General features: G+C 69.7%; 18 protein-coding genes. 8 read left to right on the top strand and 10 right to left on the bottom strand.

Translation table 11 applies throughout. The annotated features are described in order from the left end of the window. Entirely contained in the window at positions 1-753 is a 753-nt protein-coding gene (locus ACGFJ2_RS13710) for an alpha/beta fold hydrolase (protein WP_357950511.1), read from the top strand. 192 nt (positions 754-945) lie between these two features. Here ACGFJ2_RS13710 and ACGFJ2_RS13705 read toward each other — a convergent pair whose 3' ends face one another. Then, the gene (locus tag ACGFJ2_RS13705; RefSeq protein WP_393467860.1) at positions 946-2,379 is read right to left on the bottom strand and encodes an aldehyde dehydrogenase; all 1,434 of its coding nucleotides are present in this window, start codon (positions 2,377-2,379) and stop codon (positions 946-948) included. A gap of 130 nt (positions 2,380-2,509) precedes the next feature. Then, positions 2,510-5,527: a M14 family zinc carboxypeptidase gene (locus ACGFJ2_RS13700; RefSeq protein WP_393467857.1), complete on the bottom strand. Its 3,018-nt coding sequence runs from the start codon at positions 5,525-5,527 to the stop codon at positions 2,510-2,512. A gap of 201 nt (positions 5,528-5,728) precedes the next feature. On the opposite strand from ACGFJ2_RS13700, the gene ACGFJ2_RS13695 reads away from it, so the two are divergent. Beyond that, a complete protein-coding gene (locus ACGFJ2_RS13695) occupies positions 5,729-6,619 on the top strand; it encodes a hypothetical protein (protein WP_357950518.1) in 891 nt (296 codons plus the stop codon). Between the two features lie 38 nt (positions 6,620-6,657). On the opposite strand, the gene ACGFJ2_RS13690 is transcribed toward ACGFJ2_RS13695, so the two are convergent. Then, positions 6,658-7,986 carry a GH1 family beta-glucosidase gene (locus ACGFJ2_RS13690; protein ID WP_393467855.1) on the bottom strand — a complete coding sequence of 443 codons (1,329 nt, stop codon included), beginning with the start codon at positions 7,984-7,986 and terminating at the stop codon, positions 6,658-6,660. 93 nt (positions 7,987-8,079) lie between these two features. On the opposite strand from ACGFJ2_RS13690, the gene ACGFJ2_RS13685 reads away from it, so the two are divergent. After that, positions 8,080-8,730, top strand: coding sequence for a TetR family transcriptional regulator (locus tag ACGFJ2_RS13685; protein WP_357950523.1), 651 nt, complete (start codon positions 8,080-8,082; stop codon positions 8,728-8,730). A gap of 91 nt (positions 8,731-8,821) precedes the next feature. Here the strand turns inward: ACGFJ2_RS13685 and ACGFJ2_RS13680 are convergent, their stop codons facing one another. Beyond that, positions 8,822-9,745 (bottom strand): aldo/keto reductase, encoded by a 924-nt coding sequence (locus ACGFJ2_RS13680; RefSeq protein ID WP_357950526.1) that lies wholly within the window; start codon positions 9,743-9,745, stop codon positions 8,822-8,824. Between the two features lie 97 nt (positions 9,746-9,842). Here ACGFJ2_RS13680 and ACGFJ2_RS13675 point away from each other — a divergent pair, with 97 nt between their 5' ends. The 5 genes from ACGFJ2_RS13675 (at position 9,843) to ACGFJ2_RS13655 (ending at position 15,231) form a co-directional block, all read left to right on the top strand. Then, positions 9,843-10,202 carry a MerR family transcriptional regulator gene (locus tag ACGFJ2_RS13675; protein ID WP_357950528.1) on the top strand — a complete coding sequence of 120 codons (360 nt, stop codon included), beginning with the start codon at positions 9,843-9,845 and terminating at the stop codon, positions 10,200-10,202. A 35-nt stretch (positions 10,203-10,237) separates the two neighbouring features. Further along, a complete protein-coding gene (locus tag ACGFJ2_RS13670) occupies positions 10,238-11,668 on the top strand; it encodes a penicillin-binding transpeptidase domain-containing protein (RefSeq protein WP_357950531.1) in 1,431 nt (476 codons plus the stop codon). A 468-nt stretch (positions 11,669-12,136) separates the two neighbouring features. Continuing rightward, positions 12,137-13,435 carry an ABC transporter substrate-binding protein gene (locus tag ACGFJ2_RS13665; protein WP_357950534.1) on the top strand — a complete coding sequence of 433 codons (1,299 nt, stop codon included), beginning with the start codon at positions 12,137-12,139 and terminating at the stop codon, positions 13,433-13,435. 60 nt (positions 13,436-13,495) lie between these two features. Further along, positions 13,496-14,377: a carbohydrate ABC transporter permease gene (locus ACGFJ2_RS13660; RefSeq protein ID WP_393467849.1), complete on the top strand. Its 882-nt coding sequence runs from the start codon at positions 13,496-13,498 to the stop codon at positions 14,375-14,377. Further along, on the top strand, positions 14,374-15,231 hold the full coding sequence (locus ACGFJ2_RS13655; RefSeq protein ID WP_393467846.1) for a carbohydrate ABC transporter permease: 858 nt from the start codon (positions 14,374-14,376) through the stop codon (positions 15,229-15,231). The genes ACGFJ2_RS13660 and ACGFJ2_RS13655 overlap by 4 nt, the downstream gene beginning before the upstream one ends. Here the strand turns inward: ACGFJ2_RS13655 and ACGFJ2_RS13650 are convergent. The 6 genes from ACGFJ2_RS13650 to ACGFJ2_RS13625 are packed head-to-tail and all read right to left on the bottom strand — an operon-like array spanning position 15,221 to position 21,824. Further along, positions 15,221-16,240 carry a 2-hydroxyacid dehydrogenase gene (locus tag ACGFJ2_RS13650; protein ID WP_357950542.1) on the bottom strand — a complete coding sequence of 340 codons (1,020 nt, stop codon included), beginning with the start codon at positions 16,238-16,240 and terminating at the stop codon, positions 15,221-15,223. The genes ACGFJ2_RS13655 and ACGFJ2_RS13650 overlap by 11 nt on opposite strands. Then, positions 16,237-16,851, bottom strand: coding sequence for a histidine phosphatase family protein (locus ACGFJ2_RS13645; RefSeq protein WP_358178358.1), 615 nt, complete (start codon positions 16,849-16,851; stop codon positions 16,237-16,239). The genes ACGFJ2_RS13650 and ACGFJ2_RS13645 overlap by 4 nt, the downstream gene beginning before the upstream one ends. Beyond that, on the bottom strand, positions 16,848-18,332 hold the full coding sequence (locus ACGFJ2_RS13640) for an FGGY-family carbohydrate kinase (RefSeq protein WP_393467841.1): 1,485 nt from the start codon (positions 18,330-18,332) through the stop codon (positions 16,848-16,850). Before ACGFJ2_RS13640 ends, ACGFJ2_RS13645 begins: the two co-directional genes overlap by 4 nt. Continuing rightward, a complete protein-coding gene (locus ACGFJ2_RS13635; RefSeq protein WP_358178355.1) occupies positions 18,329-19,804 on the bottom strand; it encodes an FGGY-family carbohydrate kinase in 1,476 nt (491 codons plus the stop codon). The genes ACGFJ2_RS13640 and ACGFJ2_RS13635 overlap by 4 nt, the downstream gene beginning before the upstream one ends. Then, entirely contained in the window at positions 19,804-21,036 is a 1,233-nt protein-coding gene (locus ACGFJ2_RS13630) for a sugar ABC transporter permease (RefSeq protein ID WP_357950554.1), read from the bottom strand. The genes ACGFJ2_RS13635 and ACGFJ2_RS13630 overlap by 1 nt, the downstream gene beginning before the upstream one ends. Beyond that, positions 21,033-21,824 (bottom strand): ATP-binding cassette domain-containing protein, encoded by a 792-nt coding sequence (locus ACGFJ2_RS13625; RefSeq protein ID WP_225291926.1) that lies wholly within the window; start codon positions 21,822-21,824, stop codon positions 21,033-21,035. The genes ACGFJ2_RS13630 and ACGFJ2_RS13625 overlap by 4 nt, the downstream gene beginning before the upstream one ends. Positions 21,825-21,838 lie beyond the last annotated feature (14 nt).

Raw genomic sequence — 21,838 nt, 5'->3', positions numbered from 1 at the left:
ATGGCGCTCGCTCCAAACTTCCCGGTCATGCTCCGCACCGAGGACGGCGTCCGCATCGACGCCGCGCACACCCCGTCCACCCGCTCCGGCCTCGGCATCGTGGTGGCGCACGGGTTCACCGGCTCATGGCGCGACCCGGCCACGCGGCGCATCGCGCACGTGCTGAGCGGCTACGGCGGCGTGGTCGCGTTCGACTTCCGGGGGCACGGCCGTTCCGGTGGTGAGTCGACCGTGGGTGACAAGGAGATCCTCGACGTCGACGCCGCCGTACGGCACGCGCGGGTGATCGGCTATTCCAAGGTCGCCGTGGTCGGCTTCTCCATGGGCGCCGCCGTGGCCGTACGCCACGCGGGACTGCTCGGCGGCATCGACGCGGTGGTGTCGGTGAGCGGCCCGGCCCGCTGGCACTACCGCGGCACCAAGCCGATGCGTCAGGTGCACTGGGCCATCGAGCGGCCGATCGGCAGGTGGGCGGCCAGGGTGGCCAAGCGCACCAAGATCGCTCGCGGCGAGTGGGACCCGATCCCGGTGCCGCCCCACGAGGCCGCCGCGCTGATCTCTCCGACGCCGCTGCTGATCGTCCACGGCGACGCCGACGGGTTCTTCCCGCTGGAGCACGCGCACCAGCTCTACGAGGGCGCCCGCGAGCCCAAGAAGCTCTGGATCGAGCGCGGCTACGGTCACGCGGAGTCCGCGGCGACCCCGGAACTCATCCGCCGAATCGGAAAGTGGATCAGTACGAACCTTTTCTGAGTAATAGACGTCTATCTAGGGCGTAAGGAAGAAATCCGCCGGGAGAAAGTCCTACGGGAAGGAAACCGTCGAGGCGGTGGACGTAGGACATACTTCGTGGAGTAGCGGAGACCACACCAAGCGTTGCGGGGGCGCGCTGGGTGCGGGGCGCCGTGAGAAGGGCTCCGGTACGTCGTACCGGAGCCCTGTTCCTTAACCCAGGCGGGCGATCGTCTTGTATTCCAGGTAGCTGCTGAGGCCCTCGGGGCCCAGTTCGCGGCCCACGCCGCTGGCCTTGTAGCCGCCGAAGGGCGCGTTCGACTCCAGCATGAAGCAGTTGATCCCGTAGGTGCCCGTGCGGACCTGGCGGGCCACCTCCATGCCGTGGTCGGCGTCGGCCGTCCAGACCGTACCGGCCAGGCCGTAGTCGCTGTCGTTGGCGATGCGGATCGCGTCCGCCTCGTCCTCGTACGGGATCACCGACAGCACCGGGCCGAAGATCTCCTCGCGGGCGATGCGCATCTCGTTGGTGACGCCCGCGAAGACGGTCGGGGCGACGTACCAGCCGCGGTCCATCGGCCGGTCCAGGCCGCCGACGACGACCTTGGCGCCCTCGTCCATGCCGGCCTGGATGTAGCCCTCGACGCGGTCCTGCTGCCGCTTGGCGACCAGCGGGCCGATGCCGGTGCCGGGGTCGGCGGGGTCGCCGACGGGCTGGGAGGTGACCATGTTCGCGACCGCGTCCACGACCTCGTCATAGCGGGTCCGTGAGGCCAGGATGCGGGTCTGGGCGACGCACGCCTGGCCGTTGTTCATCAGCGAGGCGATGGCCAGCATGCCCATGCTGGAGGGCAGGTCCGCGTCGTCGAGGATGATCGCCGCCGACTTGCCGCCGAGCTCCAGGCTGACCCGCTTGAGCTGCTCGCCGCAGATGGCGGCGATGCGGCGGCCCGCGGCGGTCGAGCCGGTGAAGGCCACCTTGTCCACGTCCGGGTGGGAGACCAGGTGCTCACCGGCCTCGCGGCCCGCGGGCACGATGTTGAGCACCCCGGCCGGGATCCCGGCCTCGACCACCATCTCGGCGAGCAGGTACGCGTCGAGCGGCGTCTCCGGCGCGGGCTTGAGCACGATCGCGCAGCCGGCCAGCAGCGCGGGCGCGATCTTGGTCATGGCGACGAACTGCGGGACGTTCCACGGCACGATGGCCGCCACCACGCCCACCGGCTCCCGCCGCACGGTCGTCGGCCCGAACAGGCCGGGCCGCTGCTCCTCCTGGGCGAAGGTCTTGCCGTAGTCGGCGTAGTACTGCAGCATGCCGAGCGGCTGGGGCGCCTGCGCCAGGTTGGAGAAGGTGATCGGTGAGCCCATCTCCTCGGTGATGAGCGCGGCCATCTCGCCCTGACGGGCGGCGTAGATCTCGGCCAGCCTGCCGATCACCTCGGCCCGCTCGGCGAACGTCATGCGCGGCCACGGACCGTGGTCGAACGCCTGCCGCGCCGCGGCCACCGCGCGGTCCATGTCCTCGGGCGTGCCGTCGGGCACGCGGCCCACGACCTCTTCGGTGTGGGGGGAGATGACGTCGATGGTGCCGGTCCCGGCCGGGGCCACCCATTCGCCCCCGATGAACAGCGTGTCGTGCTGGCGCATGTCGTGAGCCTCCTGCTTGACCGAATGCTTGCTTGGCTACGGTGCTCCTCAAGGTGACCGAACCATGTTCTGTCCACGCGCGCAAGAGGGGTCCGGCACGCGCGTACGCGTACCGGACCCCTCCGGTCGATCAGCCGAGCAGGTGCCGCAAGGACCGCTTGACCAGGTCCGTGCGCATGGCCTGGGTCGTCAGGCTCTCCACGCCGAAGCCGAGGTAGACGGTGTCCTTGGTGGCGATGCCGCCGCCCTCCTCGAACACCTGGTCTGTGCGGGCCCAGGTGTTGATCGAGGGCGAGGTGCCCTCAGGAGGCGCCGCCGCGCTCCAGCCGCCCAGGTCGCTCTCGAACGAGGTCTGCTCCGCCGTCGCGCCGTTCAGCGTGACGGTGAAGTCGTCGAGGAAGACGCCCGCGCCCTGGGTGCTCCAGTCGCTGATGTACGAGACGGACAGCTCCACCTTCTTACCCGCGTACGGGGTCAGGTCGACCTTCCACTGCTGCCAGCCGGCCGAGTTGCCCGAGGCCGCGTTCCACGAGCCGGAGGTGCCGGTCGGCTCGCAGTTGGCGCCCTGGTAGCGCTGGGTGAACGGGTGGAGCGCGCGCCAGCCCTCGCCGCCGCTGGGCGGGTCACAGCTGCTGCCCGTGCTCTGTGAGGTGTGACCGTTGACGTCCGGCAGGGTCGTCCAGTCGTCGCCGCCCACGGTGTGCGCCTCGACGGTCAGGAAGTCCCAGTCGGCCTCGGTGTCGTACGAGGTCCAGAACGACAGGTCGCCGCTGGTCTTGCCGGTCAGGTCGACGGTCTTGGTCAGCCGCTTCCAGGAGGCGTCGGCGATGCCGCTGTAGACGTCCCAGGAACCGGTGTGCGGGTCGAACGGTCCGCCGGGCCGTGCCCACTTGACCGGCGCGGAGCTGGCGAACTGCGGGAACTGGGCGGCCGGCAGGATCGCCGAGGTCGCCACGAACGAGTTGGTGTGGCTCGGCTCCAGCGTGCCGGCGAAGCCCTTGAACCGGCCGCTCACGCCCTGCAGCGCGTACGGGAGGCCCGTGTCGGGGTTGATGCCCGAGTCGTCGAAGAAGACGTAGGCGCCCAGCCAGTACTGCTGGAAGTCGTTGAACACCTGGATGCACGGCGGGTCGTTGGGGGTCGCGCATTCGGGCTGGGCCGGCTGGTCGGGCTGGTAGTAATAGGCGCCGTTGTTGTTGGCCGCGTATGACGGGTACTTGCCCGAGTGCAGGAGCTTGCCGCCCTCGTTCAGGTAGTCGCGCACGGCCAGCTCGGTGTCGACGCCGCCCTTGGAGGTGGTGCCGGCCACCTGGCCGACCGATCTCGGGATGATGTCGTCGCCCGTCTCCCAGACCACCGCCTTGTAGTGGCTGAGCACGCCGAGCGCGTGCGGAGCCTTGCGGCCCATCTTGTCCATGTCATAGACGTCGGAGCTGTAACCGGCCTCGTCGAGCGCCTTGACGTAGTCGTCGGCGTACTTGGCCTCGGTCACGCCCTGGACGGGGCTGAGGCCCGTGACGTCCTCGGTGGCCAGCACCAGCACCTTGCCGCCGATGTCACTGGCGACCTGGTAGGTGAAGTCTCCGCTCTTCCTGCCGATCGAGCTGAACCAGACCTTGACCTTGTCCCCGGGCCTGGTGCCGGTGATCTTGCCGCGCATCCAGTGGTAGTAGGTGTCGTAGCCCTTGCCGTAGCGCTCGCCGCCCCGCCACTCGCCGGTCAGTACGGTCTTGGTCCGGCCGCCGTTGACCTGGTAGTTCAGGAAGATCGGGCCGAGCTTGCGCTTGGCGTCGACCTGGACCACCTGGTCCCGGCCGTAGCTGACCTCGAACGGGTCGAGCACGAAGTCGGCCGTTGCGTTGCCGAGGTGGTTGACCGGCTCGGACCAGTTGGTGGCCGACTTGGCCACGTCCAGGGCAAACGGGATGTTCTTCTCGAACTCCGCCTGGACCAGCGCCTCGTCGTCGGGGAAGACGAACCCGCAGCCGTCACAGCCCTCGTCGAGCTCCGGCGTCCAGGCCAGCGTGCCGTACGAGGCGTGGGCGTGGTCGGTCGTCTCGCCGTTGGTGGTGTAGAGCTCCGCCGACAGGTCCGGGTCGAAGCCCGGGATCGCCGGCTTGGCGTCGTTCCCGGAGATGGCCTCGTAGATCGGGTTGTCCGCGGTCTTGGTGGCGACCTGCCAGCCGATCGGATAGAGCAGCAGCGGGCCGAAGGAGTGGTAGTTCACCTGGCCCTTGAACCTGATCCGCTTGAGCAGCCCGTCGAGCGCCCTGGTCTCGGGCTCGCTGGCGGGCGCCGCGCCGCGGTAGGTCTCGCTGCTCGGGATCGACGAGGAGCCCTCCTCGTCGTAGTGGAAGTTGGTGGGGTAGTTGCGGTTCGGATCGACGCCGTCGCCGGTGGTGATCCGCCCGTCGCCGTCGTTGTCACGCAGATTCTTGCGCCACAGGCGGTTGCCCTCGGTGAAGGTGAAGTCGTAGCCGTCGGGGTTGGCGACCGGCACGAACCAGAGCTCGGTCCTGTTCAGCAGGTCCTTGAGCGCGACCCGGTTGGCGATCACGTGCTTCAGCAACCGCATGTCGACCTCGGTGGAGATCCACTCGCGGGCGTGCTGCGTCGCCGAGTACAGCGTCGCCGGCTTGATGCCGTCGGGCAGCACCCTGGCCAGGGCGGTGACCTTGACGGCGAGGATGTCCTGGCCCTTCAGCGTCTTGCCGAGGGACTCGATCTTCACTATGTCCTTGTTCGCGTTGGCGATGGCCTTGAGCTGGTCGGCGATGCCGCCCGGCTCGGAGTAGGACTTCCAGACGGTGTAGCCGCCGGTGGCCTGCGCCTTGGCGGCCTCCAACTGGGTCTGGCCCTGCGGGTTGCGTACGGGCTCCGGCTTGTAGCCGAGTTTGCGCAGGCCGTCGAGGTCGGTCTGGGCGGCGGTCACCTCGACGTGCTCCTTGCCGCCCTTGGTGTCCTGCTGGACGACGTCGAAGCCCTTCTCCTTGAGGGCCTGCCCGGTGCCGGGCGTGCTCTCCAGTTGGTAGAGCTCGATCCTGTCGCGGGGTGGTAGGGGGTCCACCGACGCCTGGGCCTCCAGGGCGACGAGGGACGTGCCGAGGCCGAGGACGACGGCGGTGGACAGGGTCAGTAATCGAGACACGAGGTCTGCCCCTTCGCAGAGACGAGTTTCGTCGCCATCTCAGACCGATACGTCGCGCTCGGCAAGGCCCAATCTTTATGCCTGCCTTAGATCGGACAATCTTCAGATAATTCGCCAAAGGGGCGCGACTTGCCGTGTTCAGGTGACAATATTCAAGATCATCTTCTATAGTTTCGGTCCGTCGATGAGGGGAGGACGGACGTGAAAATCAGTCGCTTCGCCCTATTCGCCATCGTCCTGGTGGGGCTGTTCGCGTTCCCTCTCCCGGTCTCCGCGGCTCCCAACCCGGCCGAGTTGCGCAAGCTGACCAAGCAGGCGTCCCAGCTCAACGACCTCTATCGCGGCCAGATCCAGAGCCTGGAGGAAGTACGGATCCAGGCCAAGAAGGCCACCGACAACTCCGGCGACCTGGAAGCCCGGCTCGCCAGCGCCAAGGCCGAAGTGACCTCGATCGCCCAGAGCACCTACATCGCGGGCCCGCTCGACGGCGTCCAGTTGATCGCCCCGGGCGTCGACCCCACTGTCGCGCTCGGCCAGGCGGCGAACATGACCTATCTGGCCAACGAGCGCATCAGCAAGGTGCAGAGCATCCAGGCGTTGATCGACAAGGCGGCGGACGCCAAGCGGACCGCCGCCGAAAAGATCGACAAGCTGAAAAAAGAGATCAAGACCATGCAGGGTAAGCGCCGCGAGATCGAGCGGCTCCTCGCCAAGTACGGTTTCCAGCAGCCGGGCGGCTCCTCGGGGCTCACGCCGCGCATGATCGCGGTGCGCGCCGAGATCATGCGGAACTTCCCCATGCCGTACGGGGTGGGCTGCCTGCGGCCTGGTGACCCCGGTGAGCACGGCAAGGGGCGGGCCTGCGACTTCATGATGTCGAGCGGCGGGCGGGCGGCCTCGGGGGCCGACGGCGACCGGGGTGACGCGCTGGCCGAGTGGCTGATCAAGAACGGGCCCCGGATCGGGGTGATGTACATCATCTGGAAGCAGCGGTATTACGACATTCGGTCGGGGGGTGGCTGGGACCCGATGTCGGATCGGGGTGGGGTCACCGCCAACCACTACGACCATGTGCATGTGTCGGTGTTCTAGCGGCTGTGCGGAACGACGGTCCGTTGGGGCTGGGGTCCCTACAGGGAGATACCCCCTCCGGGGGAGCGGGAGAAGGCTGCGATGAGGTCGCGGAGCCAGGCGTATGACGCCTTTGGCGTGCGGTGCTGGGTGGTGAAGTCCACGTGGACCAGGCCGAAGCGCTGGTGGTAGCCCTCGGCCCACTCGAAGTTGTCCAGCAGTGACCAGACGAAGTAGCCCCGGACGTCGACGCCCTCCGCCGCCGCCTGTTCCACCGCTCTGATGTGGCCGTCCAGGAAGGCGATGCGGCCCTGGTCGTCGATCGTGCCGTCCGGGCCGGGGACATCCTCCTGGGAGCAGCCGTTCTCCGTTACGTACACCGGCGGCAGCGCGGAGCCGTACCTGGTGCGCAGGCCCGTCAGGAGTTCGCGCAGGCCGTCGGGGACGACCGGCCAGCCGAAGGCGGTGGTGGGGTAGCCGGTGATGCCGTGGTCGGTGAAGGGCAGGCCGTCGTCCGTGGGCGCGCCGATGCGGGTGGGGTTGTAGTAGTTGATGCCCAGGCCGTCCAGGGGCGCGGAGATGACGGCCAGGTCGCCGTCGCGGACCACGTCCATGGCGCCGATGGCCTTCAGGTCCGGATACTCGCCCAGCAGGATCGGGTCGTTGAACAGGCGGTTGTGGAGCGTGTCGTACGCGTCGGCCGCCGCCAGGTCCGCGGGCTCCGCCGAGGCGGGCCAGACCGGGGTGCAGTTGTTCGTGATCAGCACCTGCCGCGCCCCGGCCGCGCGCAGCGCCTGTACGGCCAGGCCGTGGCCGAGCAGCTGGTGGTGGGCGACGGGCAGGGCGTCGAACAGCAGGGCCTGGCCGGGGGCGTGGACGCCCATGCCGTACCCGAAGGCCATGTGCACGAACGGCTCGTTCAGCGTGATCCACATGGGCACCCGGTCGGCGAGGCGCTCGGCCACTATCGCCGCGTATTCGGCGAAGTAGTAGGAAATATCGCGGTTCATCCACCCGCCCATGTCCTGCAGCGCCTGCGGCAGGTCCCAGTGGAACAGGGTCGGCACTGGCGCGATCCCCGCCGCCAGCAGGCCGTCGACCAGCCGGTCGTAGAAGTCGAGGCCCCTCGGCTCCACCCGGCCCGTGCCCAGCGGAAGCACGCGGGGCCAGGCGATCGAGAAGCGGTAGGCGTTGACGCCCAGGCCGGCCATGAGCGCGAGGTCCTCGGGCCAGCGGTGGTAGTGGTCGCACGCGACGTCCCCGGTGTGCCCGTCCCGGATGCGGCCCGGCTCGTGGGCGAAGGTGTCCCAGACGGAGGCGCCCCTGCCGTCATCCTTGACGGCGCCCTCGATCTGGTAGGCGGCTGTGGCCGTACCCCACAGGAACATGCGCACTCCTAAGCGATCATCCGAGTGGGACTCATGTTAACTCGCGGAGGCTCGGGGGAGCCTACCTGGCGGTAATACGCCAAGATGGGGGGCATGACGAGTACCCTGCGCCGGCGTCCAGCCCAACGCCGCAGCGTGGAGCGAGTCGAACGGATGCTCGACGAGTGCGCACATTTGCTCGACGAGGTCGGTTACGAGGCACTGACCACCAAAGAGGTCGCGCGCCGGGCCGAGGTGCCGATAGGCACGTTCTACCAATTCTTCTCCGACAAGCAGGGTCTGGTGCGAGCGCTGGCCCTGCGCAACCTCGATGCCTTCCTGCAGCGCATCACCGAGCGGCTCACGGAGCGGATCGCCGAGTCCGGTCTCGACCACTGGACCGACCTGGTCGACCTGGCCATCGACGAGTTCGTGGTGATGAAGCGGACCACTCCGGGATTCGCGGTGGTCGACTTCGGGGAGGTGCTGACGGCGCCGGGCGGGCCGGCGCTCAAGGGCACCGACCGGATGCTCGACGCCGCCCTGGAGAACAACGTCGTGGTCGCCGACCGGCTGCGAGCCCTCACGGTCGACCTGCTCGACGCTCCTGTCGGGCCGGGGCTCGACCGCGCCCTGCTGGTGGCGGTCGAGGCCACGGACGCGGTGCTCAAGCTGGCCTTCCGGGTGCGTCCCGACGGTGATTCCGACCTGATCGCCGAGTGCAAGCAGCTGGTCCACCGCTACCTGGCCGACCACCTGCCCTGACGGTCCGTCTGTCGCTGACGGACCGCCTGCTTCTGTGTCTGCGGCACTTCGCGGGAGCGCTCCCGCAACACGCCGGGCCGCGGTGCCGGTCTCAGCACGCCGCGTCCAGCCGGGCGCGTAGCTCGTCGTCCAGCCGTACGTCCGCCGCGCCCAGAGCCTCCTCGAGCTGGGCCATCGTGGAGACGCCGACGATCGGGACGTGCCCGTCGGCCAGCAGCCAGGCCAGCACCACCTGGTTGGGCGTCGCCCCCACCTCCGCCGCCACCGCACGCAGGACCGCGAGCCGCCGGGTCGTACCCGGATGCTGGTAAATGTCGGGGATCGGGCGGTCGGGCCGTGTGTAGGCGCCCGCCATCAGCGTGTTGTACGCCCACAGCGTCACGTCGGGCTCGGCGCGTACATACTCCAGCGTCTCGTCCGTCGCCAGCGCGTGGCCCGACTCGGCCAGCCGCGTGAGCGGTCGCGGGCGCAGGTAGGTGTGCCGGAGCTGCAGGCATGTGTACGGCAGCCAGCCCCGCGCCGCCGACAGGTTCCTGGCCCGCTCGGCCCGCCAGGTGGCCAGGTTGCTGGCCCCTACGCTGCGGATCCTGCCCTGCCGGGCCAGGTCGTCGAATGCCCCCAGAGTCTCCTCCAGGGGTACGGAGCGGTCCTCGATGTGCGACCAATACACATCGATGTAGTCCGTCCGCAATCTCCGCAGGCTGCCCTCGATCGCCTTGCCGATGGAGGCGGCGGACAGTCCCTCCGCCGAGGCGAGCGTGTCGTCGCCGGGTACGGTGGGCCGGGCGCCGGTCTTCGTGCTCAGGAAGATCCGGTCCCGGTTGCCGCGCGCCGCGAGCCAGGAGCCGATGGCCAGCTCGCTCTCGTCGCCCGTGCACCCCGGCACCCAGAACGGATAGTTGTTGGCCGTGTCCAGCATGGTGCCCCCGGCCTCGACGAACCGGTCCAGAATGGCGAAGGTGTCCTTCTCGTCGACCGCGGTGCCGAACGGGATCGTGCCCAGTGCGATGTTCATGGCCGTGATCGTGAAAGCTGGAGTGCGCTCCATGTCAAGCCGGTCTCTGCTGAGAAGTGGTTGACCTGGAGTCGGCTCCAGGTGCGATGCTTCTGCCGTGAGCGTCTACACACCCGCGGAAGTGGTCGAGGAGACCGGCTTCACCCTGGACACGTTGCGCTACTACGAGAAGATCGGCCTGCTGGAGCCTGTCGGCCGCAACGCCGCAGGTCAGCGCCGGTTCACCGAGGAGGACGTCGGCTGGCTCGGCACGATCCGCTGCCTGCGCGACACCGGCATGCCGATCGCCGAGATGCTCCGCTTCGCCGACCTGGTGCGGCAGGGCGACCACACGATCGCCGACCGCATCAAGCTCCTGGAGGAGCACGACGGCCGCGTCCGGGAGCAGATCGCCAACCTCACCGAGCGTCAGCGCTACATCCACAACAAGATTTCCTACTACCGCAGAGTCGTCTAGCCCTGTCTTTGGGGTCCGGTTGTTAGACCGGGACCATGGCCGGGCCCAGGGCGAGACGGATCAACATCCCGCTGCGCCGCGTCGCCAAGGGGTGCGCGATGCTGCTGTTCGCGGTGCTGGCCAACATCACGGTGATCCAGGGGTTCGGGGCGCGGGGGCTCAACGCCGATCCGCGCAACCAGCGCTCCGCCATCGCCAGGTTCGACCATCCGCGCGGCGACATCCTCACCTATGACGGCACGACCGTCGCCGTGAGCCGTCCGACGGCCCGCGGGCCGTACGCGTATCGCCGCGTCTACCCCCACGGCGAGCTGTACGCCCCAGTGACCGGGACGGCGTCGCTCAGCCGGACCACGGGCATCGAGGGGGCCGCGGACGACGTCCTGTCCGGCGACGACTCGAGGATCCAGGTCCGTTCGCTCGTCCGGCACGGCAGGGCCCGCGGCGCCGACGTCCGGCTCACGATCACCGACCGCGCGCAGACGGCCGCGTACGAAGGCCTCAGGGCGGCGGGCCGGCCGGGCGCCGCGGTCGCCGTCAACCCGGCGACCGGCGCGATCCTCGCCCTGGCCAGCTACCCGTCGTACGACCCCAACGCCTACACCACCACCGACCCCGCCGAGCTGGCCAAGACGGACCGGCGTCTGCGCGGCGACCCCGCCGGGCCGCTGGTCAACCGGGCGGTCAGCCAGAGATATCCGCCCGGCTCCGCGTTCAAGCTGGTCACCACGGCCGCCGCGCTGTCGTCGGGCGAGTACTCGCCCACCTCACGGGTCGATGCCCCCGCCCGGCTGCGGCTGCCCGGCAGCACGGCCTACCTGCCTGACACGGGCGGGTCCTGCGGCGATGCCCGTCCGACGCTGCCGGACGCCTTCCGGTCCTCCTGCGACACCGCCTTCGCCGGCATCGGCCTCCAGCTGGGGCAGGACATCCTGCGTGACCAGGCGGAGGCGTTCGGCTTCAACGACCGCGACCTCACGATCCCGCTGCAGGTCACCGCCAGCACCTACCCCCCGAACATGAACCGGGCCCAGACCGCCCTGTCGGCCATCGGGCGGCATGACGTCCGGGCCACGCCGCTGATGATCGCCATGCTGTCGGCCGCCGTCGCCAACCACGGCGTCCTCATGCGCCCGTACCTGGTGGAGGATGTACGTCTTCCGGACGGCTCGCTCATCGATCGGGCCGACCCGGCGCCGTACCGGGTGACCATCCCCGCCACCCTGGCCCGCCAGCTCACCTCGATGATGCTCACGGTCACCGGTGCCGGCGGTTCCGGTACGGCGTCCGCCATCCCGGGGGTGGAGGTGGCGGCCAAGTCGGGGGCAGGGGAGGACCACGCGCTCTTCACGGCGTTCGCCCCGGCGGACACGCCGGAGGTGGCCGTGGGCGTGGTCCTGGAGCACGCCGCGCCGTCGACCGCCGCCCTCATCGCCCGCGCCGTCCTGGAGGCGGCACTCTCCTGAAGTGGTACGCCAACACGCGCTCACCGGGATGACCTCGGCACTCTTCTCCTCCTACATATGGCGCTGCACAGACCTCTCTACACATCTCCGGGGTCGAACGGTTACATCCTCGAATGGCCATCTCGACGCATGCGGTGTCCCGTCCACATGTCTAACGTTCTGCATGTGATCGACCGCACCTTGCGATCTCGCCTCTCAGTCAGGGGGCGTCGTGGCTCGATCCAATGGGGCGTCGCGTGTCCAGGCGGAGCTTGGCCTCCTCGGAGGGGTGGGGGTCTGGTTCCGGACGCGTGACAGCGGGCTCGAGCCGCGCAGGGCTCGGGCCCGCCCACCATCTGCTGGTCGTCGCGCCTATGCGGACCTGTTATCAGCACATGCCTTGACGGCTCCAAGTGCGAAGTGGGTTGATTGCCCTACTGACAACGTTGTCAACCTTCACCACTCGGGGTTTCGAAGGGACGGTGTGCGATGCGACGACGGTGGTTGGCGGCCGTCGCGATCACTATGGCGAGCGTGCTCGGCCTGGCCGGCTGCGGTGGTAGCGGCGGCGGCGCAACGGCGAGCCCGCAGGCCACGGGTGGCGGCGAGAAGAAGCAGGTCGAGGTGTTCTCGTGGTGGACCGGGCCGGGTGAGGCCGACGGTCTGAAGGCGATGCGGGAGATCTTCGAGAAGGAGAACCCGAACTACACCTTCTTCGACGCGGCGGTGGCGGGCGGCTCCGGCGACAAGGCCAAGGCGCTGCTGCAGTCGAAGTTGCAGGCGGACACCCCGCCGGACACTTTCCAGGGTCACGCGGGCGCCGAATTGCAGGGCTACATCAAGGCGGGCGACCTGGAGGACCTCAACTCCCTCTATGACGAGTTGAAGCTGAAGGACGTCTTCCCCTCCCAGCTGATCGACCAGATCAGCGTGGACGGCAAGATCTATTCGGTGCCGGTCAACATCCACCGGTCGAACGTGCTGTGGTTCAACCCGAAGCTGCTGAAGGAGGCGGGGATCGCGGCCGCGCCCAAGTCGGTCGACGAGTTCATCGCCGACCTGGGCAAGGTCAAGGCCAAGGGCAAGATCCCGCTGTCCATCGGCTCGGAGTGGACCGTGGTGCACCTGATGGAGAGCGTGCTGCTCGGCTCGCTCGGCACCGACGCCTACAACGCGCTGTTCAAGCCGGGCGCCAACTGGGGCAGCCCCGAGGTGAAGAAGGCGCTGGAGAGCTTCAAGACGATCATGTCGTACGCGGGCGACCCGCAGGACGACTGGCAGCCCGCGGCCAAGCAGGTGGCCGACGGCGAGGCCGCGTTCAACGTCATGGGCGACTGGGCCTACGGCTACTTCCACAACCCGCCGGACGGCGGCCTGGGCAAGAAGTCGAAGGAGGACTTCGACTGGGCGCCCTCTCCCGGCACCGAGGGCACCTACCTGTGGCTGTCCGACAGCTTCACGCTGCCCAAGGGCGCCAAGAACCGTGACGGGGCCATCGCCTGGCTCAAGGTCGCGGCCAGCAAGGAGGGACAGGACGCCTTCAACCCGAAGAAGGGCTCCATCCCCGCCCGTAAGGACGCCGACCAGTCGCTCTACACCGACTACCTGGCGGACGCGCTGAAGGACTGGTCGAGCAACAAGCTGGCCGGCTCCATCCAGCACGGGGTGTCGGTGAACCAGCCGTGGCTGGCCTCGATCACCGAGGCGGTCGGCCTGTTCATCGGCAGCAAGGACGTCGCGGCCCTGCAGAAGGGGCTCGTCGACGCGGCAACGGCCAACGCGCAGTAATTGCGGTCACCCGGGTACGGCAGGCGTTTCGCGCCTGCCGTACCTCTTGGAGGGGATGTTGTGAGGCGGGCACGCACCTGGCTGCCTGGGTTACTCCTCGTCACGCCGTCCATCATCGCGATCGGCGTGTTCGTGTACGGCATGCTGGGCTGGAACTTCCAGCTGGCCATGACCGACAAGCACGACGAGGTGTCCGAGGGCAAGTTCGTCGGGCTGAAGAATTTCGTCGACATCTGGGACCTGCCTCGATGGCACATCTCGGTGCAGCACGCGATCATGTTCACGCTCGTGTTCGTGCTGGGCGCGCTGGTGCTCGGCTGGTTCCTGGCCTTCCTCATGGAGAAGGGGATCAGGGGCGAGGGGACGTTCCGGGCGATCTACCTGTTCCCGATGGCCATCTCGTTCGTCGCGACCGGCATCGTGTGGCGGTGGTTGATGAACTCGGGGATGGAGCAGCGGGCGGTCGGGCTCAACCGGCTCTTCGACTGGATCGGGCTGCCGCAGTGGCAGTGGTTCCGGGATCCGGACTGGGGGATGGCCGCGATGGCCCTTCCGGCAGTCTGGCAAATGTCCGGATATGTCATGGCACTGTTCCTGGCGGGGTTCCGTGGTGTGCCGGAGGAGCTGCGCGAGGCGGCGCGGGTCGACGGGTGCAACGAGTGGGGCGTCTACCGGTACGTCGTGCTGCCGATGCTCCGGCCCGTGACGCTGTCGGCGCTGATCATCCTCGGGCACATCTCGCTCAAGGTGTTCGACCTGATCGTGGCGGTGTCGGGCAAGCAGATCATCACCGACGTGCCCGCCGTGTTCATGTGGGTGGCGGTGTTCGACTCCCACGACCCGGCCAAGGGCGCCACCATCGCCTCGTACATCGTGCTGAGCGTGGCCGTCTTCGTCATCCCGTACCTGATCTGGTCCGTGCGTAAGGAGAGGCGTTCATGACCGCGGTGATCGGGCGCCGGCGGGTGTCCACCGGGGTGCGGCTCGTCCTGCTGATCGCCTTCGTGGTGATCTTCCTGATCCCGATCTACGTCCTGCTGGTCACCAGCTTCAAGCCGCTGACCGAGGCGGACCCGAGCCAGGCGTGGAACCTGCCGCGGACCTGGACCTTCGAGGCGTGGCACGTGGCGTGGGAGAAACTGGCCCCGGGCCTGTGGAACTCCGTCCTGCTGGCCGTGCCGGGCTCGCTGCTGTCCTGCGTGCTCGGCTCCATGAACGGCTACGTGCTGTCGAAATGGCGCTTCCCGGGCGCGGATGTGCTGTTCACGCTGTTCCTGTTCGGCATGTTCATCCCCTACCAGGGGGTGATGATCCCGCTGGTGCAGCTCCTGGTGAACCTCAACGAGCTGACCGGGCTGCAGGGCGTCTTCTACGGCGGCATCCCCGGGCTGACGCTGGCGCACGTGGTCTACGGCATCCCGATCTGCACGCTGATCTTCCGCAACTACTACGTCACCATCCCGGACGAGCTCATCGAGGCGTCTCGGGTGGACGGCGCGGGGATGCTGCGTACGTACTGGTCGGTAGTGCTGCCGGTGTCCGCGCCGGCCATCGCGGTGGTGATCATCTGGCAGTTCACCTCGATGTGGAACGACTTCCTGTTCGCCGTCTTCCTCACCGGGCCGACCAGTTGGCCGACGACCGTCATGCTCAACAACATCGCCGGCGCCCAGGCCACGCCGTACAGCCAGCAGATGGCGGCGGCGATTCTGGCGTCGGTGCCGACGATGCTGATCTACGTGCTGCTCGGCCGGTTCTTCATGCGCGGGCTGATGGCCGGCGCGCTCAAGGGATGAGCGCCGCCGGGTTGGCCCAGTGCTTGAGCGGCTCCTTGCGGACATAGCGGGCCACGTCCTCGGCGACGATCTCGGCGGCCTTCATGGCCGTCTCCTTGCTGGCGCCGGCCAGGTGCGGGGTCATCACCAGGTTGGGGGTCGTGAGGAGCCGCGACCCCGCCGGGATGGGCTCCTCGGGGAAGACGTCCACCGCGGCGCCGAACAGGTGACCCGACTCCAGCGCGTCGCACAGGGCGTCGTAGTCGAGCAGCGAGCCGCGCGCGCAGTTGACGATGACGGACCCGCGAGGCATCGCGGCGATCTGCGGCGCGCCGATCATGCCGATGGTCTCGGGGGTGGCCCGCGCGTGCAGGGAGAGGAACTGGGAGCGTTCGAGCAGCTCGTCCAACTCCACCTGTCCTGAAATTTCCACGTAAGGGTCGTAGACCAGGACCTCCGCCCCGAAGCCCTCCAGCATGCGGGCCACCCGGCGGCCGATCGCCCCATAGCCGACCAGGCCCGCCGTGGAGCCCTCCAGCTCGGGCCCGACGTTGTCATAGGTGTAGTAGTCGCCCCGCCAGACGCCCCCCGCCAGGTCGGCGTGCGTCTGGGGGATGCGGCGGGTGGCCGCGAGGAGCATGGCCAGCGTGTGCTCGGCGGTGGCCACGGCGTTGCGTCCCGGCGCGAACGTGACCGCGACCCCCGCCTCGGTGGCCGCGTCCAGGTTGGCGTTGACCGGGCCGCCCCGGCTGACACAGAACAGCTTGAGCTCCGGCGACGCGTCCAGCACCCGCTTCGTCAGGGGGGCCATCTGGGTCACGCAGACCTCGACGCCGCGCAGCGCCTCGATCAGCTCGTCCTCCACATCGGACGCCTCGTCCACCTCGCTCACCCGGCCGAACGGCACCTCCGGCCACGGCAGCGTCAGCTCGCTGATCTCCACCTCACCGGGAACCGCGTGCCGGAGCGCGTCGATGAAGAGGCGGTTCTGGACGAAGTGGTCGCCGGCGGCGAGGACTCGGATGGTCAACGAAGAGCTCCAATCGGGGAGTTGTACCGCAGGATCGCCACCTGGCCGTTCCGCGGGCGGATCTCGGTGATGGCGCAGTTGTCCAGGCTCGGGAAGAGCCGCCGGTACTCGTCCAGCGGCACGCCCATGAGCCGGCACAGCGCGATCCTGATGACGGTCGTGTGGGCGACGACCATCACCCGGCCGTCGGGATGGGCCGCGGCGATGTCCCGCAGACACTCGGTGAACCGGTCGGCCGCGAGCTTGGGGTCCTCGCCGCCCGGCAGTGGGTTCGTGGCGGGGTCGGCCTCGAAGGCGGCGCGGGCCTCGGGGAAGAGCTCGCGCATCTCCGCCGCGGTCAGCCCGTCGGCCTGGCCGAAGTCGAGCTCCCGCAGCCGCTCGTCCACCCGCAGGTCGACGCCCGCCGCCTCGGCGCTGGCGGCGGCGGTGATGCGGGCCCTGCTCAGGGTGGACGCCCAGACGGCCGCAAGCCCGGCCCGGCCCGCCCAGGAGGCCAGCTGCCCGGCCTGGTCGAGGCCGCGCGGGGTCAGCTCGACGTCGCTGAGCCCGGCGTAGCGGTTCTCGGCATGCCAGACGGACTCGCCGTGGCGCACCAGTGCGATGTTGGTCATGGCGCGGTCCTCTCACGGGCGTGGTCGGCGGCGCTCGCGGGCAGCCAGCCGCGTCCTTCCAGTTCGGTGACGAAGCGTAGGTAGGTCTCGTCCATGCGGGGTCCGGCCGGGTCCACGACCGCGCGGGTGCGGATCATCCCGGCCGCGTCGCCCTTGTCTCCCGCGGCCAGTACAGCCATGCCGAGCGCGGGCTCGGCGTTCTCCCGCAGCGTGACGGGCCGCCCGAGGACGTCGGCGCGCAGTTGGTTCCAGTACGCGCTCCTGGTGGCTCCGCCGGTGAGCACGATCTCCCCGTCCACCGGGGCGCCCAGCAGGTCGAGATAGTCGAAGCAGAGCCGCTCGACGAACGCCGCGCCGCGCAGGATCGCCACGTAGCGCTCGACGTCGTCGGCGGGCCGGCCGAGCGTGAACCCCTCCGCCTCGGGCGCCACGAACGGGAACCGCTCCCCGCGCGACACGAGCGGATAGGTGACGACCGGTTCCGTGGCGGCGGGACCGAAGTGGGTGGCGGGACCGAAGCTGGCGGTGGGGCCATAGCGGGCGGCGGCCCGGGCGCTCAGCGCGTCGAGGTCCTGTCCGGCGAACTCGCGGGTCAGCACCCCCGCGCCCGTGCTCGACGCGCCACCCGGCAGCCACGAGCCGTCCGGCGCGCGGTGCGAGTAGACGACGCCCAGCGGGTCGTGGATCAGCTCCCTGGTGACGCCCTTGAGCACCAGGGTGGTGCCCATGACGGAGTTCCAGCTGCCCGGCGTCATCGCTCCGGCGCCGAGCTGCGCCGCGCACCCGTCGGTGGTCCCGGCGATCACCGGGGTGCCGACCGGGATGCCGGTGCTCGCGGCGGCCTCGGCGCAGACCGTGCCGAGCGTGGTGCCGGGCCGTACGACGTCGGGCAGTGTCTCGGCGGGCACCCCCAGCTCGTCGAACACCTCGTACGGCCACCGCTCCTCGATCAGGTCCACGCCGGTCTTGAGCGCGTTGCTCAGATCGGTGGCCACGTCGCGCCCGACCAGGCGCCGGTTGACGAAGTCGTTCTGGTGCGCCAGCCGCGCGCCCGGCGGGGCGTCAGGCAGTAGCCACAGCAGCTTGGGCAGCGCCCAGTTGGCCTGCATGCGCTGGTAGCCGAGCCGCTGCCAGACGGGCGCGCCGACCGAGTCGATCCGGGCCACCTCAGCCGCCGCCCGCCGGTCGTCGTACATCAGACCGGGGGTCAGCGCGGTGCCGTCGGGGCCGGTCAGCAGGATCGTGCCCGAGGTCGCGGCCACGGCGACGCCGCGGATCCGCTCCGGCGGCACCTCGCGCAGCGCCTCGCTGGTGGCGGCGGAGAGCTGCCGCCACCACTCCTCGGGGTCCTGCTCGTGCCGGGGCCCGTCGCGGTGGCTGGTCAGCGGCCTGCTCGCCGCGCCGAGCACTTCGCCGCCGTCCGTGACGGCCATCGCCCGGACGCTCTGCGTGCCCAGGTCCACACCGATCCAGACGCTCACGAGCGCCCCCGCATCTCGGCGAGCAGCGGCCATGATCGGGCGCTGGTCTCGCGCAGGGCCAGGAAGTCCTGGTACGCCGTGCCGTACGCGCCGGACTCGGGTCGTACGGCATCCCGCAACCGGACGTACCGGTCGGCCGCGGCCTCGATGCTCGTGGCCGCGCCCGTGGCGGCCAGGCCGACCAGGAAGGCGCCCCTGGCGCCGACCTCGGCGTCTCCCGATCGGAAGACCGGCAGGCCGGTGACATCGGAGATCATCCGCAGCCACAGCGCGCTGGCCGAGCCGCCGCCGCACACCCGCAGCTCGTGCGGCCCGTCACCGGAGGCGGCCAGGCAGTCCTGGATGACGAGTGTGAGCCCTTCGAGCACGGCTCGGGCGACGTGCTCGCGCCCATGCTCGAAGGACAGGCCGAGGAAGGCGCCCCTGGCCAGCGGATCGGAGAACGGCGCGCGCTCACCGGCGGGGGAGAAGTAGGGCTGGAACGACAGCCCGCCCGCGCCCGGCGGGCCGGTGGCGGCCAGCTCGCCCAGCTCGGCCGGGCCGTCCAGGCCGAGCAGCCGGCAGGCCCACTGCAGAACCTCGGTCCCGGCGAAGGTGGGGAAGGCGCGCAGGTAGCCGTCGGGCATCGCGATCGTGATGCCGACGGGCTCGCCGTCCAGGTCGGGCCGCTCGACGACGGTCTCCGTGCAGAGCGTGGTGCCCAGGATGCTGCACGCCTGGCCGGGGCCGACGGTGCCGGCGCCGATCGCGGTGGCGGCGATGTCGTAGGGCGCCATCACGACCGGTGTCCCGGCGGGCAGCCCGAGGAGCTCGGCGGCCTCGCGGGTCAGGGCGCCCACCCGGCGCGTGTCGTCGCGCAGCTCGGGCAGCAGGCGATCGGCCCACTCCAGGCCGAACATGGCCAGGAGCGCGGGGGAGTAGGCGCGGGTGCGCAGGTCCATGAAGGGGGCCGAGCCGTCGGATTCGTCGGCGGCCAGCTCGCCGGTCAGCCTGGAGAAGATCCAGCCGCCGCACGACAGGTTGGCGGCCGAGCGGGCCAGCCGGTCGGGGTCGTGCTCGTTCAGCCAGGTCAGGATCGCGTGGGGGAGCCCGGAGGCGGCGGAGGAGCCGTTGACGCGGAAGGCGTCGGCGGCCAGCCCCGAGCGGTTCCAGTGGTCGACCGTGGCGGCGGCGCGGCCGTCGTTCCACAGGATCGCCGGACCGGTGGGGCGGCCCGCCCCGTCGACCAGCCAGCAGCCGTCACCCTGCGCGGTCACAGCCACGAAGTCGGGCGCGGTGCCGAGCCGGGACGCGACCTCGCGGACCGTGCCGGCGACCGCGTCCCAGACGGAGTCCATGTCCTGCTCGGCCTGGCCGGGCGCGGGCCTGGAGACGGTGGTGCCGTGCCGGGCGACGGCCGTCTCGGCGCCCGTCTCGTCGTATCCGACGGCTTTGATGACCGTGGTCCCCGCGTCGACGCAGATGACCGCCATCAGGCGCGTCCGTGGGAGGTCCGCGACTTGCGGGCGATCGAGTCGACGACGACCGCGAGCAGCAGGACGATGCCCGTGACCACGAAGCGGATGGAGGAGTCGAGGTTGAGCAGGGTCAGCCCGCTGGAGATCGACTGGATGACGATGATGCCGAGCAGCGCGCCGAAGGCCGTGCCGCGCCCGCCGAACAGGCTCGTCCCGCCGATCACGGCCGCCGCGATGGCGTTGAGGTTGACGTCGCCCGCGCCGCTGCTCTGGTTCGCCGCGGCCAGCCGGGCCGCCGCGAGGATGCCGCCCACCGCCGCGAACGACGAGCAGAGCACGAACACCGAGGTGTAGATGGCCCTGACGTTGATGCCCGCGCGGCGCGCGGCCTCCACGTTGCCGCCGACCGCGTAGACGGCCCGGCCCCACTTGGTACGCGACAGCATGTAGTGCATGATCAGCACCAGCGCCACGAAGAAGATGAACATCCAGCCGATGCCGCGGGTCTGCCCGAGGTAGTAGACCACGAAGGCCAGCACGGCCAGCAGCGCCAGGCTCCTGACCAGCAGCATGGACAGGCTCCTGGCCGACAGCCCGGCGCGCCGCCGCTCCTGGGCGTGCAGGTAGCCGCTGGCGAACAGCCAGACGGCCGCGATCACCGCGAAGCAGTACGACAGCCAGGCCGGTACGAAGTCGAGCTGCGCGAAGTTCACCAGGCCCGAGTCGAACGGCAGGTTGATCGAGCCCTTGGTGCCCAGCACATAGAGCTGCAGTCCGAGGAAGGCCAGCAGCCCGGCCATCGTGATGACGAAGCTCGGCACCCCGAAGCGGTTGAACAGCTGCGCGTACACCCAGCCGATCGCCGCGCCCATGATGACCGCGGCCAGGATGGCCAGCCAGACCGGCAGCCCCTTGACCACGAAGAGCACGGCGAGCACGGCCCCCGACAGGCCGCTGACCGAGCCGACCGACAGGTCGATCTGGCCGACCAGCAGCACGCAGACGATGCCCAGCGCGATGATGCCGGTCGCGGCCGACTCCAGGGTGAGGTTCACCAGGTTCGCGCTGGACAGGAAGATCGGGTTGAGGATCTGCAGCACCGTCCAGATGACGATGAGCCCCACCACGACGGGGATCACGCCCAGGTCGCCGCCACGGGCCCGCTCGACCACGTCGGCGATCGCGCCGCGCACCCCTTCGTTCGCGCTCAGCCGCTCGTCCTGGCGGTCCGTGAGCGTGCTGTTCATGAGGGCAGACCTTCCTTGCGGCGCGCCTGGCGCTGGGAGACCGCATTGTCGGTGGCGCCGGTGATGGCGGCGATGATCTCTTCGGTGGAGACCGCGCCCACGTCGAACACCCCGTTGTTGCGGCCGAGCCGCAGCACGGCCACGGTGTCGGCCACGGCCTGCACGTCGGCCATGTTGTGGCTGATCATGATGACGCCGAGGCCGTTCTCGCGCAGCCGCTCGACCAGGTTGAGCACCTCCGCCGTCTGGGCGACGCCCAGGGCGGCGGTCGGCTCGTCGAGGATGATCACCTTGGGGTCGCCGAGCAGCGACCTGGCGATGGCCACCGTCTGGCGCTGGCCGCCGGAGAGCGCGGCCACCGGCACGCGGACACTTGGGATCTTCGCCGACAGCTGGCGGAGCAGGTCCCAGGAGCGGGTCTCCATCGCCACGTCGTTCAGCCGGAGCGGGCGGACCTCCTGGCCCAGGAACAGGTTCTGGATCACGTTGAGGTTCTCGCACAGGGCGAGGTCCTGGAACACGGTGGCGATGCCGAGCTTGTGCGCCGCCGCCGGCGTCGGGATGTGGATGTCCCGCGACTCGAAGGTGATCGTCCCCGAATCGGGCGGATGCACCCCCGACAGGATCTTGACCAGCGTCGACTTGCCCGCGCCGTTGTCGCCGACGATGGCCATGACCTGGCCCGCCGCGACATCGAGGTCGATGTCGGTGAGCGCGGCGACCGCTCCGAACGTCTTGCTGATCCCTCGCAGGGACAGAACGCTGTCCGCTTGCTGTGTGGGCGACAAGGCCGCTCCTCCCT

The sequence above is a fragment of the Nonomuraea sp. NPDC049028 genome, from assembly GCF_043197735.1.
Lineage (GTDB): Bacteria > Actinomycetota > Actinomycetes > Streptosporangiales > Streptosporangiaceae > Nonomuraea.
This window is presented reverse-complemented; position numbering and strand designations above follow the sequence as displayed.

Excerpts from the sequence above, each read along its gene's own strand:
- ACGFJ2_RS13710 (WP_357950511.1), top strand. The coding sequence starts at position 1 with ATGGCGCTCGCTCCAAACTTCCCGGTCATGCTCCGCACCGAGGACGGC.
- ACGFJ2_RS13705 (WP_393467860.1), bottom strand. The coding sequence starts at position 2,379 with ATGCGCCAGCACGACACGCTGTTCATCGGGGGCGAATGGGTGGCCCCG.
- ACGFJ2_RS13690 (WP_393467855.1), bottom strand. The coding sequence starts at position 7,986 with ATGTTCCTGTGGGGTACGGCCACAGCCGCCTACCAGATCGAGGGCGCC.
- ACGFJ2_RS13685 (WP_357950523.1), top strand. The coding sequence starts at position 8,080 with ATGACGAGTACCCTGCGCCGGCGTCCAGCCCAACGCCGCAGCGTGGAG.
- ACGFJ2_RS13680 (WP_357950526.1), bottom strand. The coding sequence starts at position 9,745 with ATGAACATCGCACTGGGCACGATCCCGTTCGGCACCGCGGTCGACGAG.
- ACGFJ2_RS13670 (WP_357950531.1), top strand. The coding sequence starts at position 10,238 with ATGGCCGGGCCCAGGGCGAGACGGATCAACATCCCGCTGCGCCGCGTC.
- ACGFJ2_RS13665 (WP_357950534.1), top strand. The coding sequence starts at position 12,137 with ATGCGACGACGGTGGTTGGCGGCCGTCGCGATCACTATGGCGAGCGTG.
- ACGFJ2_RS13655 (WP_393467846.1), top strand. The coding sequence starts at position 14,374 with ATGACCGCGGTGATCGGGCGCCGGCGGGTGTCCACCGGGGTGCGGCTC.
- ACGFJ2_RS13645 (WP_358178358.1), bottom strand. The coding sequence starts at position 16,851 with ATGACCAACATCGCACTGGTGCGCCACGGCGAGTCCGTCTGGCATGCC.
- ACGFJ2_RS13635 (WP_358178355.1), bottom strand. The coding sequence starts at position 19,804 with ATGGCGGTCATCTGCGTCGACGCGGGGACCACGGTCATCAAAGCCGTC.
- ACGFJ2_RS13630 (WP_357950554.1), bottom strand. The coding sequence starts at position 21,036 with ATGAACAGCACGCTCACGGACCGCCAGGACGAGCGGCTGAGCGCGAAC.